General features: G+C 61.4%; 15 protein-coding genes. 6 read left to right on the top strand and 9 right to left on the bottom strand.

Annotation, left to right across the window (positions count from 1 at the left end):
* The first annotated feature begins 182 nt into the window (after nucleotides 1-182).
* Complete coding sequence (locus ACQ4WN_RS15375) at nucleotides 183-680, top strand: FxDxF family PEP-CTERM protein (RefSeq protein ID WP_436552324.1); 498 nt, start codon at nucleotides 183-185, stop codon at nucleotides 678-680.
* A 127-nt stretch (nucleotides 681-807) separates the two neighbouring features.
* On the opposite strand, the gene murJ is transcribed toward ACQ4WN_RS15375, so the two are convergent.
* A complete protein-coding gene (gene murJ, locus ACQ4WN_RS15370) occupies nucleotides 808-2,355 on the bottom strand; it encodes a murein biosynthesis integral membrane protein MurJ (protein WP_436552323.1) in 1,548 nt (515 codons plus the stop codon).
* 297 nt (nucleotides 2,356-2,652) lie between these two features.
* Between murJ and rpsT the strand changes: the two genes are divergently transcribed.
* Complete coding sequence (gene rpsT, locus ACQ4WN_RS15365) at nucleotides 2,653-2,919, top strand: 30S ribosomal protein S20 (RefSeq protein WP_010395935.1); 267 nt, start codon at nucleotides 2,653-2,655, stop codon at nucleotides 2,917-2,919.
* A gap of 173 nt (nucleotides 2,920-3,092) precedes the next feature.
* On the opposite strand, the gene ACQ4WN_RS15360 is transcribed toward rpsT, so the two are convergent.
* From ACQ4WN_RS15360 to ACQ4WN_RS15350, 3 genes are all read right to left on the bottom strand, one after another.
* A complete protein-coding gene (locus ACQ4WN_RS15360; protein ID WP_436552322.1) occupies nucleotides 3,093-3,545 on the bottom strand; it encodes a DUF192 domain-containing protein in 453 nt (150 codons plus the stop codon).
* Between the two features lie 128 nt (nucleotides 3,546-3,673).
* Nucleotides 3,674-3,955: a hypothetical protein gene (locus tag ACQ4WN_RS15355; protein ID WP_436552321.1), complete on the bottom strand. Its 282-nt coding sequence runs from the start codon at nucleotides 3,953-3,955 to the stop codon at nucleotides 3,674-3,676.
* A gap of 107 nt (nucleotides 3,956-4,062) precedes the next feature.
* A complete protein-coding gene (locus tag ACQ4WN_RS15350; RefSeq protein ID WP_436552320.1) occupies nucleotides 4,063-4,626 on the bottom strand; it encodes a pseudouridine synthase in 564 nt (187 codons plus the stop codon).
* Nucleotides 4,627-4,935: 309 nt separating this feature from the next.
* Between ACQ4WN_RS15350 and icd the strand changes: the two genes are divergently transcribed.
* Nucleotides 4,936-6,189 (top strand): NADP-dependent isocitrate dehydrogenase, encoded by a 1,254-nt coding sequence (gene icd / locus ACQ4WN_RS15345; RefSeq protein WP_436552319.1) that lies wholly within the window; start codon nucleotides 4,936-4,938, stop codon nucleotides 6,187-6,189.
* Nucleotides 6,190-6,281: 92 nt separating this feature from the next.
* On the opposite strand, the gene cspE is transcribed toward icd, so the two are convergent.
* Nucleotides 6,282-6,485 (bottom strand): transcription antiterminator/RNA stability regulator CspE, encoded by a 204-nt coding sequence (gene cspE / locus ACQ4WN_RS15340; protein ID WP_010395943.1) that lies wholly within the window; start codon nucleotides 6,483-6,485, stop codon nucleotides 6,282-6,284.
* A gap of 321 nt (nucleotides 6,486-6,806) precedes the next feature.
* Here cspE and clpS point away from each other — a divergent pair, with 321 nt between their 5' ends.
* The 3 genes from clpS to ACQ4WN_RS15325 all read left to right on the top strand — a co-directional run bounded on the left by clpS (nucleotide 6,807) and on the right by ACQ4WN_RS15325 (nucleotide 12,996).
* The gene (clpS, locus tag ACQ4WN_RS15335; RefSeq protein ID WP_096234388.1) at nucleotides 6,807-7,109 is read left to right on the top strand and encodes an ATP-dependent Clp protease adapter ClpS; all 303 of its coding nucleotides are present in this window, start codon (nucleotides 6,807-6,809) and stop codon (nucleotides 7,107-7,109) included.
* Nucleotides 7,106-9,406: an ATP-dependent Clp protease ATP-binding subunit ClpA gene (gene clpA / locus ACQ4WN_RS15330; protein ID WP_436552318.1), complete on the top strand. Its 2,301-nt coding sequence runs from the start codon at nucleotides 7,106-7,108 to the stop codon at nucleotides 9,404-9,406. The genes clpS and clpA overlap by 4 nt, the downstream gene beginning before the upstream one ends.
* A gap of 206 nt (nucleotides 9,407-9,612) precedes the next feature.
* A complete protein-coding gene (locus ACQ4WN_RS15325; protein ID WP_436552317.1) occupies nucleotides 9,613-12,996 on the top strand; it encodes a S41 family peptidase in 3,384 nt (1,127 codons plus the stop codon).
* A gap of 5 nt (nucleotides 12,997-13,001) precedes the next feature.
* Here ACQ4WN_RS15325 and ACQ4WN_RS15320 read toward each other — a convergent pair whose 3' ends face one another.
* The 4 genes from ACQ4WN_RS15320 to prpR all read right to left on the bottom strand — a co-directional run bounded on the left by ACQ4WN_RS15320 (nucleotide 13,002) and on the right by prpR (nucleotide 17,382).
* Entirely contained in the window at nucleotides 13,002-13,721 is a 720-nt protein-coding gene (locus ACQ4WN_RS15320; protein ID WP_436552316.1) for a LytR/AlgR family response regulator transcription factor, read from the bottom strand.
* On the bottom strand, nucleotides 13,718-14,776 hold the full coding sequence (locus tag ACQ4WN_RS15315; protein ID WP_436552315.1) for a sensor histidine kinase: 1,059 nt from the start codon (nucleotides 14,774-14,776) through the stop codon (nucleotides 13,718-13,720). Before ACQ4WN_RS15315 ends, ACQ4WN_RS15320 begins: the two co-directional genes overlap by 4 nt.
* Nucleotides 14,777-14,779: 3 nt before the next feature.
* Nucleotides 14,780-15,652 (bottom strand): alpha/beta fold hydrolase, encoded by an 873-nt coding sequence (locus ACQ4WN_RS15310; protein ID WP_436552314.1) that lies wholly within the window; start codon nucleotides 15,650-15,652, stop codon nucleotides 14,780-14,782.
* A 104-nt stretch (nucleotides 15,653-15,756) separates the two neighbouring features.
* Nucleotides 15,757-17,382, bottom strand: coding sequence for a propionate catabolism operon regulatory protein PrpR (prpR, locus tag ACQ4WN_RS15305; protein WP_436552313.1), 1,626 nt, complete (start codon nucleotides 17,380-17,382; stop codon nucleotides 15,757-15,759).
* Nucleotides 17,383-17,401 lie beyond the last annotated feature (19 nt).

Raw genomic sequence — 17,401 nt, 5'->3', positions numbered from 1 at the left:
AATAGGAAATTCTCCTGCGTACGCAACCATTTCGTAGCGGAAATACTTATTTTAAATGTAATTTAAATAAAATAATTGCAAGTAATTTAATATCTTTATGCTACCATTGTATCTGGTACTTTCAGTACTAAAACGGTGGCTGGCCCTACCTGGCGGCCATAATTTACTTTAAGGGATAAGTTATGAAATTGAAATTTATCGCAGCTGGCATTCTGGCTGCAGCATCGTTCAGCGCGTCGGCGGCCACTTACAATCTGGGTATCCTGGACCCGAGCGGATTTGATACACGGTCATCCATCACCACCAATTTTGCTGCCAATTCGGTGATCGACGATTTGTGGACCTTTAAACTGCTGACGCCATCGTCGGCGTCTTTCGGTGCATTGCAAACGTTTTCCGTTCCCGACGGCGCAATCAGCAACTTTGCCGCCACACTGGTGGGCTATGGCGACCTGACTTGGGCATCGGTATCCGGTATCCAGAGCCTGAGCTGGGCGGGGCCGTTGGCAGCCGGCAGCTACGAGGTGCGCGTTTCCGGCTTGACCGGTTTGCAGAACGGCCAATACGTGGGCACGGTATCGGCCTTGCCAGTGCCGGAACCTGAAACCTACGGCATGCTGCTGGGTGGCCTGGCACTGGTCGGTTTCGCCGCCCGCCGCCGCGCCCGCAAAGCCGTTTGATTGTTTTTCAGCCAGAATGACAAAACCCGCCGAGGCGGGTTTTTTTGTTTTTACAAGATGCGCGATGGCGACAACAAGCGCAGGGCTAGTACGGCGAGACGCGGGCAATAACGTCCTGCGCACGTTGTCATGCGTGGCGCTTGAAGTCGCGGAAGCGGAATCCAACGAGGACAAGGGTGGCAAAGTAGGCCACGCCGCACAAGCTCACCAGCAGGGCCAGCGCGCCGGCCCGCAACAGCGGATGGGCTTGCATAGCGATCCAGTCGATGCGCAGGGCGCCGAAGGCGGCAACGCCGCCCATCACGATGAGCGCCGGCAACAGGCGCAGGAAGAACTTGGCCCAGCCCGGTTTCGGCTGGTAGATGCCGCGCTTGCGCAAGCCCCAGTAGAGAAAAGAGGCGTTCAGGCAGGCGCCCAGGCCGATCGACAGGGCCAGGCCGGCCACGGCGATATAGGGCACGAACAGCAGATTCATCAGCTGCGTGGCGATCAGCACGCCGATGGCGATTTTCACGGGCGTGCGGATGTCCTGGCGCGCATAGAACGCGGGCGCCAGGGTTTTCACAAGGATGATGCCGATCAGGCCCAGGCTGTACGCCACCAGCGGCTGCGTCGACATGGTCACGGATTCGGCTGTAAACTTGCCGTAGTGAAAGAGTGTCGCGATCAGCGGCGTGGCCAGGGTCGCCATGCCGACGGCGGCGGGCAGTGCCAACAGGAAAGTCAGACGCAAACCCCAGTCCAGCAGGGCCGAGTATTCCGTCTTGTCGCCATCCACATTCGCCTTTGACAGGCTGGGCAGCAAGATGGTGCCCAGGGCCACGCCCAGCATGGCGGTGGGGAACTCCATCAGGCGGTCCGCATACGACAGCCAGGAAATGCTGCCTTCGGCCAGACGCGACGCGATGCTCGTGTTGATCATCAGGCTGATCTGGGCTGCCGAGACGGCGAAGACGGCTGGTCCCATCTTTTTCAGCACGCGGCGCACGCCGCCGTCGGACAGACCGATGGCGGGATTGAGTGACAGGCGCGGCAGCATGCCGATCTTGATCAGCGCGGGAATCTGGATGGCCACCTGCAGCAAGCCGCCGGCGAACACGGCAATGGCCATGGCGTAGATCGGCTGTTTCAAGTACGGCGCGAGGAACAGCGAGGCGGCAATGAATGATAAATTGAGCAACACTGGCGTAAATGCAGGAATCTTGAATTCGCGCCAGGTATTCAAAATGCCGCCGGCCAGGGCCACGAAGGACATGCAGGTAATATAAGGGAACATCAAGCGCGTCATCCATACGGCCGCGTCAAAAGCGCCCGGGTCCTTGGTCAGGCCCGTGGCAATCGCGTACACGAACCACGGCGCACCGACGATGCCGAGGAGCGACACGAGCAGGGTGGCCCAGACCAGCGTGGTGGCGACATGGTCGGCCAATTGCTTGCTGGCTTCCTGGCCGTGCTGGTTCTTGTATTCAGACAAGATCGGCACGAAGGCTTGCGAGAACGCACCCTCGGCAAACAAGCGGCGCAACAGGTTGGGGATGCGGAAAGCAACAATGAAGGCGTCCGTGTAGGCACCGGCGCCAAAGGCGCGCGCGAACAGGCTTTCGCGCAATAATCCGGTTACACGGGACAGCATGGTCATGCTGGAGATGGCGGCGAGGGTTTTAAGCAAGTTCATGGGGGCAGATTATAGCCGCGCACGGCCCTGGAAAACGCTTAAAATATGGTAACAATCGCTGTTGATTCGCCATTGCCAGGCCCATTTTCAGGTGTTTTTGGCGTCACACACGGTTTTTTGATTTGCCCCCGCTTGAAAATATCGCTATAATCGAAGGCTGTACAGAATTCTGTTACGCAGACACTAATGTTTGACAGGCACTGGTTTGGCACACATGGTTCGGCAGACGCACAGAACGCACCGGTTGGCAAACACTAATGTTTGCAAACGCACTTTGACCCTGTTTTAGGAAATTCCATGGCAAATACCGCACAAGCGCGCAAACGCGCTCGTCAAGCAGTTAAGCAAAACGCACACAACTCGTCCCAACGTTCGACCTTGCGCACGGCTATCAAAGCTGCTCGCAAAGCGATCCAGGGCGGCGACAAGGCAGCAGCTGCTGCAATCTTCCAAGCATCCGTGTCGACCATCGACCGTATCGCTGACAAGAAGATCATCCACAAAAACAAGGCAGCTCGCCATAAGAGCCGTCTGGCAGCTGCTTTGAAAGCACTGTCCGCTTAATATTCGCCAGCAGGCAAGCCATCAAGGTGGCCTGCCTGTGCCGGTACGCTGGCACTGGTTGAAAAGCAAAAACCCGCAGATTCGTTCTGGCGGGTTTTTTCGCGTGCGCGCGTGCTTTTTATGCTCATCTTCGGCCGCGTTTTCGGCAGCGGCCCGCTGCCGGCCACCATGGCTTAGTGCAAGGCGGGCAAGTTGCCGATGTTCATGCCTGGCTTGATGTTCTTTTGCTTGAACCAGCCCAGGTTCATTTCCAGCGCATAACGCACGGGCACGCTCCTGGTGGAGCAATGGCTGTCGAGTGTATGCGCTTGCATATCTTCGATGTTGACGATCTTGCCACTGGCGTCGATAAAGGCCACCGACAGGGGCAGCGGCGTATTTTTCATCCACATGCATTGCGTGGACGGGTTGCCAAAGACGAACAGCATGCCCGCATTCACCGGCATTTTTTCGCGGTACATCAAGCCTTGTTCGCGTTGCTCTTGCGTGGCGGCCACTTCCGCCTGGATCAAATGCATGCCGGCCGAAAGCTGCAAGCGCTTGCCTTGCGATGCTTGTGCTTGCGCAATGCTGGCGCAAGTCATCAGGGCGATGGAGAAGCTGAGAAGGCGAAGAGAAGTTTTCATGGAGCGCGATGGTGGCTGCGAAGCGGCGATTAAGCCATGCTGGCCGCCGCCCGGTCAAGCTGGCTGCCTGGCCGCGCCGAAAGCGTGGGATTACAGCAACATGGTTGCTGTAATCCCGGGGATGGCGCCTATTTCACCGGCTTGCCTGCTTCAGCGGCTGGCTGCTTCGTCTTGCGCGCCTGGGGAATCAGGCGCGGCGCATCGGTTGCGGCCGAGGCCTTGGTCGAGGCCGCTGCTGGCGGCACCGGCTTGATGGCATCGGTGGCGGCCGAAGCATGGCTGGCTGCCGATGCAGGGGGCGGTTTGACGGCATCGGTCGCTGCGGAAGCATGCACCTGGGCACCCGATTGCGCCAATGCGGTGCCGGCAAGCAGGGAGGCGGCCAGCGTCAGCATTACTTTTTTCATCATCTTTCCTTTTCCATCATGTTAAGGTAGGATGATTTTAATACATTATCTAAAAATAAATAGTGCTTATTGGCAAAATTTTAGTGCCGAAGCCACTGTTCTTGTCCTGCTCACGTTTTTCCAATGTTCTCGGCCGGCACTTCACACCATTCGCCAGGCAGCAGAGGGTGGCTGGCCAGCGAGAACGGGCCGATGGCGCTGCGCACCAGGCGCAGGGTGGGCAGGCCGACGGCAGCCGTCATGCGCCGCACTTGCCGGTTTTTTCCTTCTTTCAACGTGATCGCCAGCCACGAGGTCGGTTTGTCGGCGCGCGCGCGGATGGGCGGGTCGCGCGGCCACAGCCAGTCCGGCTCGGCGATGCGCACGGCCTTGCACGGCTTGGTGATGAAGTCGCCCAGGTCCAGCGGCGCCTGCAGGCGCGCCAGGCTGGCAGCGTCGGGCACGCCATCGACCTGCACCAGGTAGGTTTTCGCTTCCTTGCGGTCGGGGTGGCTGATTTCGTGCTGCAACCGGCCGTCGTCCGTCAGCAGCAGCAAGCCTTCGCTGTCGGCGTCGAGGCGGCCGGCCGGGTAGATGCCGGGAATGGTCAAATGGTCGGCCAGGGTGACGCGGCCGTCCTGCGGCGAAAACTGGCACAAGACCTGGAATGGTTTATTGAAGAGGATGAGTGGCATGCTGATAGATGAATTGATGCAAACGATGGTGGTCGCTGATTGGCGCCGCAAAAGCGTGGCGCCCTGTAAGATACTGGTGCATAATGTGAAACGCTGGTCTTATGTCTTATAGAAGACTTGGGTCAGTGTGGCGATAGGGTTCTTTGGCGCTGCATTCTGCATGGCGATGCGGATGGCCCGGCTGTTCCTTCCCTGCTAAAGTGCGTTGTTGCCGCCATGTTCGGACTTGTTTTTGTAAACTCTGCAACCGCAGAGCGCGTCGCCGGCCCGTGTTGCCCGCCAGCGGTGTGTCCCACTTCGGAGATCACGATGTATCAACATATCACTGTACCTGCTGACGGCCAAAAAATCACCGTCAACGCCGATTTTTCGCTGAATGTACCAGATAATCCCATCGTTCCCTTCATTGAAGGCGATGGCACGGGCATCGATATCAGCCCGGTCATGATCAAGGTGATCGACGCTGCCGTGGCCAAGGCCTATGGCGGCGCGCGCAAGATCAGCTGGATGGAAATCTATGCGGGCGAAAAATCGACGAATGTGTACGGCCCCGATGTGTGGCTGCCGGAAGAAACGTTGGCCGTACTGAAAGATTACGTCGTCTCGATCAAGGGCCCGCTGACCACGCCTGTCGGCGGCGGCATCCGCTCGCTGAACGTGGCCCTGCGCCAGCAGCTGGACCTGTATGTCTGCCTGCGTCCTGTGCGCTACTTCACGGGCGTGCCGTCGCCCGTGAAAGAGCCGGAAAAGACCGACATGGTGATTTTCCGCGAAAACTCGGAAGATATCTATGCCGGCATCGAATACCAGCAAGGCTCGGCCGAAGCCAAGAAATTGATGGATTTCCTGATCAATGAAATGGGCGTGACCAAGATCCGCTTCCCGGCCACCTCGGGCCTGGGCATCAAGCCCGTGTCCATCGAAGGCACGCAGCGCCTGGTGCGCAAGGCCATCCAGTACGCGATCGACAATGACAAGCCGTCCGTGACGATTGTGCACAAAGGCAACATCATGAAGTACACGGAAGGCGGCTTCCGCGACTGGGCGTATGCGCTGGCGCAAAAGGAATTCGGCGCCGAACTGATCGATGGCGGACCCTGGTGCAAGTTCAAGAATCCGAAGACGGGTCGCGACATCATCGTCAAGGATTCCATCGCTGACGCGTTCCTGCAACAAATCCTGCTGCGTCCGGCCGAATACAGCGTCATCGCCACCTTGAATTTGAACGGCGATTACATTTCCGACGCGCTGGCGGCGCAAGTGGGCGGCATCGGCATCGCGCCGGGCGCCAACCTGTCCGACTCCGTCGCCATGTTCGAGGCGACGCACGGCACGGCGCCGAAGTACGCGGGCAAGGATTACGTGAACCCCGGTTCCCTGATCCTGTCGGCGGAAATGATGCTGCGCCACATGGGCTGGCTGGAAGCGGCCGACCTGATCATTTCGTCGATGCAGAAATCGATTGCCTCGAAGCGCGTCACCTACGATTTCGCCCGCCTGATGGAAGGCGCGACGCAAGTGTCGTGCTCCGGTTTCGGCGACGTGATGATCGAGCATATGTAACACGCGGGGCAGTGCAGGGTGCAACGCACCCTGCGGACGAAAAAAAACCCCGTTTGACAACGAGGTTTTTCACATCTGAGGGCCGGCGATGCTTAGGCTGCTTGGATGTTGGAAGCTTGCTTGCCTTTAGGGCCTTGCGTGACTTCGAATTGAACTTTTTGACCTTCTTTGAGGGTCTTGAAACCGTTCATGTTGATTGCGGAGAAGTGAGCAAACAAATCTTCGCCGCCGTCATCTGGAGTGATGAAGCCAAAACCTTTGGAATCATTGAACCACTTAACTGTACCTGTTGCCATAAAAAGAACTTTCAAAATTAAAACAAATCACACGAGCCATAAAAGCAAGAAGCTTCTTGCCCCCTCCTCGACGTCTCACTTCTTATCAAGCTGTACATTACTGCAACAGTCGATACAGCATTGTTGGCGGAATAAATAATGAAGTCAAGCGCTTTTCCATCGATATTGACAAATTCTTCACGGCAACCAAAAAAGCAACTCTTGATTTTGACAGCAAGGTCGCCATCTGCGCACTATTAAGAAAACGCGTAAGATTGAAAACAATTGGAAAGGCGTAGATATTGCGCATGACAACCACTGTGAAAGCATTAGAATAAGCGTATGGCAACCAAGCACGACACAGAAACCCTGCTGGAGCGGCAAGTGCTGAAGCCGCCACCGCTCTACCAGGTGGCCTTGCTCAATGACGACTACACCCCGATGGAATTTGTGGTGGCCATCATTGAGGAGTATTTCAACAAGGACCGTGAAACGGCGACGCAAATCATGCTCAGTGTTCATCGCTACGGCAAAGGAGTGTGCGGCGTGTTCTCTAAAGATATAGCGTGTACCAAAGTGGAGTTCGTTTTAACGCATGCGCGCAAGGCGGGGCACCCCCTGCAGTGCGTGATGGAGGAAGTATGATTGCGCAGGAATTAGAAGTAAGTTTGCACATGGCGTTTGTCGAAGCTCGGCAGGCACGGCACGAATTCATCACGGTTGAGCATTTACTGCTGGCACTGCTGGACAATCCCTCCGCTGCAGAGGTATTGCGTGCCTGCGCGGTCAATTTAGAGGACCTGCGCAAGACCCTCACCAATTTCATCGGCGATAACACGCCGACCGTGCCTGGCACGGGCGAAGTCGACACCCAGCCGACGCTTGGTTTCCAGCGCGTGATCCAGCGCGCCATCATGCACGTCCAGTCCGCCTCGAATGGCAAGAAGGAAGTCACGGGTGCCAATGTGCTGGTGGCCATCTTCGGCGAAAAGGATTCGCATGCTGTTTACTACCTGCACCAGCAGGGCGTGACGCGCCTGGATGTGGTCAATTTCATATCGCACGGCGTGCGCAAGGACCAGTCGACGGAAAGTGCGAAAGCCTCCGAAGGCGTGGAAGAAGCGCCCGTCGATGGCCAGCCGAAGGAAAGCCCGCTCGACCAGTTCACGCAAAACCTGAACAAGGCCGCTGCCGAAGGCAAGATCGATCCCCTGATCGGCCGCGAGGAAGAAGTCGACCGCGTGATCCAGATCCTGTGCCGTCGCCGCAAGAATAATCCGCTGCTGGTCGGCGAGGCGGGCGTGGGCAAGACGGCCATCGCCGAAGGCCTCGCTTACCGCATCACGCAAAGCGACGTGCCGGAAATCCTGCAGAATGCCGTCGTGTATTCGCTGGATATGGGCGCCTTGCTGGCCGGGACCAAATACCGCGGTGATTTCGAACAGCGCCTGAAAGCCGTGCTGAAGCAATTGAAGGACAATCCGAACGGCATCCTGTTCATCGACGAGATCCACACCATCATCGGTGCGGGCTCGGCCTCGGGCGGCACCCTGGATGCATCGAACCTGCTGAAACCGGCACTGGCGAACGGCCAGTTGAAATGCATCGGCGCGACCACGTACACGGAATTCCGCGGCGTGTTTGAGAAAGATCATGCCTTGAGCCGCCGTTTCCAGAAAGTGGACGTCAACGAGCCAACCGTCGAGCAAACCATACAGATTCTGCGTGGTCTGAAATCGCGCTTCGAAGAGCACCATGGCGTGAAATACTCGGCTTCGGCCCTGACGACGGCAGCCGAACTGGCGGCGCGCTTCATCAATGACCGCCATCTGCCCGACAAGGCGATCGATGTCATCGATGAAGCGGGCGCGGCACAGCGCATCTTGCCGAAGTCGAAGCAAAAGAAAACCATCGGCAAGGCCGAGATCGAGGACATCATCGCCAAGATCGCGCGCATTCCGCCGCAAACGGTCAACCAGGACGACCGCAGCAAGCTGCAAACCATCGACCGCGACTTGCGCAATGTGGTATTCGGGCAAGATCCCGCCATCGATGCGCTGGCCTCGGCCATCAAGATGGCGCGCGCGGGCCTGGGCAAGACGGACAAGCCAATCGGCTCCTTCCTGTTCTCCGGCCCGACCGGCGTGGGCAAGACCGAGGTGGCCAAGCAACTGGCCTTCATCCTCGGCATCGAGTTGATCCGTTTCGACATGTCGGAATACATGGAGCGCCACGCGGTCAGCCGTTTGATTGGCGCGCCACCGGGCTACGTTGGTTTCGACCAGGGCGGCTTGCTGACGGAAGCGATCACCAAGAAGCCGCATGCGGTCTTGTTGCTCGACGAAATTGAAAAAGCCCATCCGGACATTTTCAATATCCTGCTGCAAGTCATGGACCACGGCACCTTGACGGACAACAATGGCCGCAAAGCCGATTTCCGCAACGTGATCATCATCATGACGACCAATGCGGGTGCGGAAAGCTTGCAGAAAGCTTCGATCGGTTTCACCAATTCCAAGCAGGCAGGCGACGAGATGGCCGACATCAAGCGCATGTTCACGCCGGAATTCCGCAACCGTATCGACGCGACCATCAGTTTCCGCGCGCTGGACCAGGAAATCATCCTGCGCGTGGTCGACAAGTTCCTGATGCAGCTGGAAGAACAGTTGCACGAGAAAAAGGTCGAAGCCGTGTTTACCGAGAAGCTGCGTGCTTTCCTCGGCAAGAAAGGATTCGATCCGCTGATGGGCGCGCGGCCGATGGCACGCCTGATCCAGGATCTGATCCGCAAGGCTCTGGCCGACGAGCTGCTGTTCGGTCGCCTGGTCACCGGCGGACGGGTCACGGTCGACCTCGACGACAAGGACCAGGTCTTGCTGGAATTCCCGGAACCGCCAGACGCGGCGCCGACGGCTGCTCCGGAAACGGTGGAAGTGGAATAAGCGCAGCCTGGCTGCTTTCAAAAGAACCCGCCCACGCAAGTGGCGCGGGTTTTTTTACGTGCATGCCATCAGTCAAGAAAAGTGTTGTTGAAATAACCTTGTTTAAAAATAGGTATTGCTTTTGCACAAGCTATGCAAGAATCAGGATCCCGGTGTCGGCCATGCCCCACATCGTTTCGTGTCCCTGGCTCTTGAAAGACTGCTCAATGAAAATTTCCCGCACTCTCGCTTCCCTCCTGTTTTCCGCCGGCCTGCTGGGCAACGCCGCCGCTGCCGCCGCTGCCGCCGCTCCTGCCGGCAGCTATTTCCGTTTTCCCGCCGTGCGCGGCGACACTGTCGTTTTCACGGCTGAAGGAGATTTGTGGAAAAGCAGCGTGCGCGGTGGCGCAGCGCAGCGTTTGACCACGCATCCAGGCTATGAAACGAATGCAGCTATTTCGCGCGACGGCCTGTGGCTGGCGTTTTCCGCCGCCTATGAAGGGGCGCAGGAAGCGTATGTGATGCCGCTGGCCGGTGGCTTGCCGCGCCGTATTTCGTATGACAATGGCGGCGTGCTGGTGCTGGGCTGGACGGCGCAGGGCGAGGTGCTGGTCAGCACGCAAAATACGGATGGCCCCGCCTCGCGTCGCATCGTCGCCGCCATCGATCCCGTGAAGCAGACGCGGCGCGTGTTTCCCGTGGCCGACGCCAACGATGCCGTGCTCGACGACGCGGGCAAGACGCTGTTCTTCACGCGTTTCGGCCTGGCCATGACCAACGACAATGTGCGCAACTACCGGGGCGGCGCGCATGCCACCCTGTGGCGCTATGCGCTGGACGGCAAAGGCGAGGCCGTGCGCATGCACACGGATGCCAGCGTGTTGGCGGGCAACAACAAGCGCCCCATGTGGTGGCAGGGCCGCGTCTACTATATTAGCGACGCGGGCGGCAGCGACAATTTATGGAGCATGCTGCCCGACGGCTCCGACCGCCGCGCGTTGACCAGCCACACGCAGTGGGACGTGCGCAATGCCGCGCTGGGTGATGGCAAGGTCGTCTACCAGCTGGGTGCCGATTTGCACGTGCTCGACCTGAACGCGCCAGGCGCGTCGGCCTCTTCGTCCACCTCGCAGCCGCTGGCCATCAGCCTCGTTTCCGACTTCGACCAGCAGCGCGCGCGCCAGATCCGCTCGCCGCTCGATACCTTGAGCAATGTCCAGCTGTCGGGCAAGGATGAACGCATCATCCTCACCGCAAGGGGCCGCGTCAGCATCGCCGGCACGGGCAGCTTGCGCCGCGTCGATATCGCCATTCCCGAAGGGGCGCGGGCGCGCGATGCCGTCTTTTCCAGCGACGAGAAATCCGTCTTCGCCATCGTTGACACGAGCGGCGAAAATGAAATCTGGAAGTATGCCGCCGATGGCTCGGGCAAGGGCGAGCAGCTGACGACGCAGGGCGACAACCACCGCTGGAAACTGTATCCGTCGCCGGACGGGCGCTGGCTGGCGCATACGGACAAGAAAGGCCGTTTCTGGCTGCTGGACCTGGCGACCCGTGGCAACCAGCTGATCGACGACGCGGGCAAGGCGGGCGTGGACAAGCACGATGAAGTGCAATGGTCGCCCGACAGCCGCAACCTGGCCATCGTGCGCGTGGCCAGCAACGAGCAGCGCGAACAGATCGGCCTGTATAACCTCGCCTCGAAGCAGTTGCAATTCGTCACCAGCGACCGCTATACGTCCGGCTCGCCCGTGTTTTCGCCCGACGGGCGTTGGCTGTATTTCATGTCGGCGCGCAATTTCCAGCTGGCCAATGGGTCGCCGTGGGGCGACCGCAACATGGGACCCGTGTTCGACAAGCGCATCGGCGTGTATGCGCTGGCGCTACAGCCGGGTAACCGTTTCCCGTTCCAGCCCGATGATGAGCTGAGCCGCCCAGGAGTGAAACCGGCGGAAACGGACGATGAAAAGGCGGCCGAACTGGCGGCGGAAAAGGCCCTGGACAAGGCCGGCGGCAAGACGGCCGTGAAGAAAGCGCCGGCGGCGCTGCCGGACGTCGTCTTCAAGGGACTGGCCGAGCGCCTGTATGAGGTGCCGCTGGCGGCGGGCAACTACAGCGCGCTGGCCGCCGACGACAAGCGCCTGTATTTCCTTGAGCGCGACAGCGGCGAGAACAAGTCCAGCCTGAAGACTCTCGCCATCGGTAATACCGGCTCCAAGCCGGAATTGCTGGTGGCCAATGTGCGTGAATTCGACCTGGCGACGGATAAAAAACATCTGTACTACAGGACGGCGGCGGCCACCGGCCCGGGCGAGATGCTGGTGATCGAGGCGGGTGCCAAGTTGCCGGCCGACCTGTCGAAGGCAAAAGTCAAAGTAGACGACTGGACGTTTGTGTCGAATCCGCGCCTGGAATGGAAGCAGATGTTCAATGACGCCTGGCGCTTGCACCGCGATTTCCTGTACGACGCGAAGATGCGCGGCGTGAACTGGAAGGCGGCGCGCGACAAATATGCGCCGCTGGTCGAACGGGTCACGGACCGGGCCGAGCTCAATGACGTGCTGGGCATGATGGTGGCCGAAGTGGGGGCCCTGCATTCGCAGATCCGTCCCGGCGAATTGCGCCGCACGGAGCAGGAGGGCACGCCGGCTGGCCTGGGCGCCGTGCTGGCACGTACCAGCGAGGGCTATCAGGTCGAGCATGTCTACCGCAGCGAAGCGGAATTGCCCTCGGCGCGGGCACCCCTGTCGCGCCCCGAAGTGGATGTGAAGGCGGGCGACGTGATCACGGCTGTCAATGGCAAGGACGTGCTGGCCGCGCGCGATATCAGCGACCTGCTGCTGAACCAGGCCGACAAGCAGGTGCTGCTGCAGGTCAAACGGGGCAATGGCAAGGGGAGCGCGGCGCGCGCCGTCATTGTCACGCCCGTCAACATGGCGAAACAGACGGCGCTGCGCTATGGCGATTGGGAACTGAGCCGCGCCGAACAGGTGGCGGCCGCCTCGCAGGGGCGCATCGGCTACCTGCACCTGCGCGCCATGGGCGCGAACGACATCGCCTCGTTCGCGCGCGACTTTTACGCCAACGTCAACCGCGAAGGTTTGATCATCGATGTGCGGCGCAATAACGGCGGCAATATCGACAGCTGGATCATCGAAAAATTGCTGCGCAAGGCCTGGGCCTACTGGGCGCCGCCGGGCGTGCAGCCGTCGTCGAACATGCAGAACACCTTCCGCGGCCACCTGGTGGTGCTGGTCGATGAACTCACGTACTCGGATGGCGAAACCTTCGCCGCCGGCATCAAGGCATTGAAACTGGCACCGCTGGTAGGCAAGCGCACGGCCGGCGCCGGCGTCTGGCTCAGCGACAATACGCGCCTGCTGGATAACGGCATGGCGCGCGTGGCGGAAAACGGCCAGTTCGGCATCGATGGCCAGTGGCTGATCGAAGGCGTGGGTGTGGTGCCGGATGTCGAGGTGGAAAATCCGCCGCACGCCACCTTCAATGGCGCCGACCGCCAGCTGGAAGTGGCACTTGACATGCTGGCGAAAAAGCTCAGGGAGCAGCCGCGCCCCGCGTTCCAGGCGCAGCCGATACCTGCGCTGAAGTAGCCCGGCTATAGGCCGGTGGCCGCCTTGAACTGCTGCGCGCGGCGGCGCGACACCTCGATCACGCTACCGTCCAGCAGGCGCAGGTCGAGGCCATAGCTGGTGTTGGGTATGACTTGTTCCACCTGCGCCAGGTTGACGATCTGGCGCCGGTTGGCGCGCAAGAACAGGGTGGGGTCGAGCTTTTCTTCCAGCTGGTTCAGGGTGCGCAGCATCAGCGGATGCTGCGTGCCGAAATGCACGCGCGTGTAGTTGCCTTCCGATTCGAGCAGGCGGATATCGTCAAACGCGACAAACCAGCAGCGTTCCCCATCCTTGATGAAGACCTTGCGCGGCGCGGGCGGCGGCATGGCTTGCGCCCGTGCGCCGGCACGCGCCAGGGCCGTAGCCAGGCGTGCCGCCTGCACGGGTTTTTGCAGGTAGTCGAGGGCGCTCACTTCAAACGCCTGTAACGCATACTGGTCGAAGGCCGTGCAAAAGATGACGTCGGGTGCATCATCCAGCGCGGCCAGCAGGTCGAAGCCGGAGCCGCCCGGCATCTGCACGTCGAGCAGCAGCAGGTCGGGCCGCAGCTTGCCGATCTGCGCGATGGCGTCGGCCGCGCTGGCCGCCTCGCCGACGATCTCCACGGCGCCGCGCTGCACATGCGGTGCCAGCAGGCGACGCAGCTCGGCGCGCGCCAGGCGCTCGTCATCGACCAGCAGTACCTTGAGCGGCAGGCTGTTCATGCCAGTTCCGGCAAATGGATGGTGGCATATACCCAGCCCGCCTGCTGGCGCAGTTCCAGGCTGGCGTGCTCGCCGCAGGCCAGCTGCAAACGCTGGCGCGCATTGCGCAAGCCGATGCCGGTGGAGCCGGACGCGTTGCGCAGCTCGCCCGTGTTGGCCACCTCGATCTGCAGTGCGTCCATGCCAGCGCTGCGCTGCGCCGTGATGCTGATGTCGCCGCCATCGGCGTTTGTCTCCACACCATATTTGACGGCGTTTTCCACCAGCGTTTGCAGGGCCATGGGCGGCACGCGCACATGCTCCAGCTCGGGCGCGCTTATCTCGATCGCGAAGCTGACGCGCAGGCGATCCTCGAAGCGACACTCCTCGATCGCCAGATAGGCGCGCACGGCATCCAGTTCGGTCGACAGCGGTACCGTCGCATGCTGGCTGGACTGCAGCGCGTGGCGCATCAGGTTGGCCAGCTGGTCGATCATGTACGCGGCCGCCTCGCGGTCTTCGAAGATCAGGGCGCGCACGCTATTGAGGCTGTTGAAGAAAAAATGCGGATTGACTTGCGCCTGCAGCGCGCGCAGTGCCGCTTCCCGTCCATGCAGCTGCAGGCGCAGGGTTTCCGCTTCCAGGTGGGTGGCGCGGCGCAGCGACAGCGCGGTGAAGTAAAACACCGTCCAGGTCAGGAATACCCCGAACCAGAACAGCAGCGCGCCGGGCAGCCATGCCAGGCCGCGCAGGACGTCGGGCGGATACATGACGTGAAAGGCGGCCGTCACGCTGGCCGTCTGGATGGCGGCCAGCAAGGCCAGCGAGGGCAGGATGCGTTTCCAGCGCAAGCCGTTCGCCGCCCAGCCGCGCCGGCGCAGGACGCCATGCCACAGGTGCGACAGCAACAGCCCGCCCAAGGAACCCCAGCAGGCAATCGTCACGACGATGCGCAGCTGCGAGGAGCCACCATACACACTGTTGAACAGGGTGAGCGCACCCCAGCCGGCCAGCTGGAAGGTCCAGTACCAGTTGATCCTGGTCAGCAGCGGCGGCCGGTGCAAGGGCGCGTTCACTGCCTACTCCAGGAACTGTTCGATGCGCGCATGCATCCAGTCCGGCTGGTCGTACATGATGAAATGGCGCGCCGTGTCGGCCAGCGCGATTTTTACGCCCGGCAGCTGTGCATACTGCTGCTGGAAGGTCGCTTCGATGGCGGCGCGCGGCGCATAATCCTTGTAGGCGATCCAGGTACCCAGCACCAGCGTGGGCGACTGCACTTTCGCCACGTCCTGGCGCAGGTCGCTGGCCATCAGCGTGCCCATGGCGCGGATGACCGTTTCGCGGTCCGAGCGCTGGCCCCAGCCGATGATGCGCTCCACGTCGGCCGGCGCGCTGGCCATGCCAGCGACGGTGCGGCGCTGGCTGGCGCTGGAGCTGTCCGCATCCTGCGCGCGCATGGCCGATTGCATCTGGCTTGACATGGCTTGCAGCTGTTCCGGCGTGGCGTTTGGCATTTGCGTCGCGCCCAGCGCCGGTAGCGAGTCGACGATCAGCAGCTTGCCCGTTTGGGCAGGATGGTCGATGGCCATTTTCAACGCCAGGAAGCCGCCCAGGCTATGCCCGATGATGGCCGGCCGGCCCAGTTTCTGGGTGCTGATGTAGTCGGCCAGTTGCTGCTCCGCCTGCGCCAGCAAGTCGCCTTCGATGGGCGCCACGCCGGCAAAGCCGGCCAGGGTCAGCACATGGCAGGCGCGTCCTGTTTTCGGTCCGCACAGGCGCGCCACCGTGCCTTGCCAGACTTCGCCCGAGGATGCCAGGCCGGGAATCAGGATCAACGGGCGGCCTTGTCCGGTGACGTCGACCGTGAACGCCGTTGGCGTGGCCGCGTGGGCGGCGCCTGTCAGCAGTGCGCTGGCAAGCAAGGTCAATGCGGGTATCGTTTTTTTCATGGGGTGTTTCCTCCTTGACGACGATGCTAGCGGGCCAGGCGGCCCGCCGCCAGCACTGCGGGATGAGCGGCGGCAGGCAGGGATGAACGGCCCTGTTTCCCTCCTCAGCCGGCGCGCAGGCGGCGCCACAGGGTGGTGCGGCTGATGCCGAGGTAATGGGCGGCGGCGTCGCGACGCCCGCCGAAGCGCGCCAGCACCGCGCTGGCGCTTTCGTCTTCCAGGCGCAGCGGCACGCTGGCGGCCGGCGCCGGCTGCAGCGCCAGCGTGCTGCTGCCGTTGGCCAGTTCCGGCGCCACGCCCAGCACGAAGGCCGGCGTCAGCGCCTGCAGCGGTTCGGCAGCCAGGAACAGCGCCAGGCGCTCGGCCAGGTTGCGCAGTTCGCGCACGTTGCCGGGCCAGTCGTAGCGGCGCAGCAGCGGCGCGCAAGCCTGGATTTCCGCGTGCAGGTTGGGGTGCGGCCGGGCGCCCAGCGCAGCCAGCGCGTTTTTCAGCGACCATTCAGCCAGGCTGGGAATATCGCTGGCGCGTTCGCGCAAGGCGGGCAAATGCAGGCGCAGCACGGCCAGTCGGTAGAACAGGTCGGCGCGGAAGCGTCCTTCGCGGATGCGCTGCTCCAGGTCGCAATGGGTGGCGCTGATGATGCGCACATTGATGGCGATGGGCCGCGTGCCGCCGACGCGCACCACTTCGCGCTCTTCCAGCACGCGCAGCAAGCGCGTTTGCAGGGCCAGCGGCATTTCGCCGATTTCATCGAGGAACAGGGTGCCGTGGTTGGCCGCTTCGAACAGGCCCGCATGGCCGCCCCGGCGCGCGCCAGTAAAGGCCCCGTCCTCGTGGCCGAACAGCTCCGATTCGAGCAAGGACTCGGCGATGGCGCCGCAATTAATGGCGATGAAGGGCCGGTTCGCACCCAGGCTGCGCGGGCTTTCGCGGTGGATGGCCTGCGCCACCAGTTCCTTGCCGCTACCCGTCTCGCCCTGGATCAGCACCGTCGCCGGCGAGCGGGCATACAGCACCACCGACTGGCGCAGCGCTTCCATCGCTTCCGATTCGCCGCGCAAATCGTGCAGGCCATGGCGCGCGCGCAAAGTGTCGGCCACTGCCGCGCGCCGTCCGCGGTTCGATTCGATCTGGGTCAGGCGCGCCAGTTCCAGCGCGTCGTCGAAGGCGCGCCGGATGGCCGTGGCCGAATATACGAAGACGGCGGCCAGTCCCGCCTCTTCTGCCAGGTCGGTGACGAGACCCGCGCCGACGACGGCTTTGACGCCGGCCGCCTTCAGTTCGTTGATCTGCGCGCGCGCGTCTTCCTCGGTGGCATAGGTGCGCTGGGCAATCTGGAAGCCGAAGGTGGCGGCAAATTCGGCCAGTTCCGGCATCGGGTCCTGGTAGGTGACTACGCCGATCTGCGGCGAGATGCGCCGCGCGCGCGCCAGCGCCTGCATCACGTCGTAGCCGCTGGCCTTGGCGATGATGACGGGCACCGATAGCCGGCCTTTCAGGTAGGCGCCGTTCGAGCCGGCCGCGATGACGGCGTCGCAGCGCTCGGTAGCCATGCGTTCGCGGATGTGGCGCACGGCGTCGTCGAAGCCCAGGTTGATCGGCTCGATCGTCGCCAGGTCGTCGTATTCGAGCGTGATGTCGCGGAACAGGTCGAACAGACGCGAGACGGAGACGGTCCAGATGACGGGTTTGTCGCGGTGGTCGAGCGGAGGTTGGGGAGGGCGGCGCATGCTTTATTCTAAACGATTT

The sequence above is a fragment of the Janthinobacterium pasteuri genome (genome assembly GCF_051380775.1).
In the GTDB taxonomy this organism is placed as follows: domain Bacteria; phylum Pseudomonadota; class Gammaproteobacteria; order Burkholderiales; family Burkholderiaceae_D; genus Janthinobacterium.
This window is presented reverse-complemented; position numbering and strand designations above follow the sequence as displayed.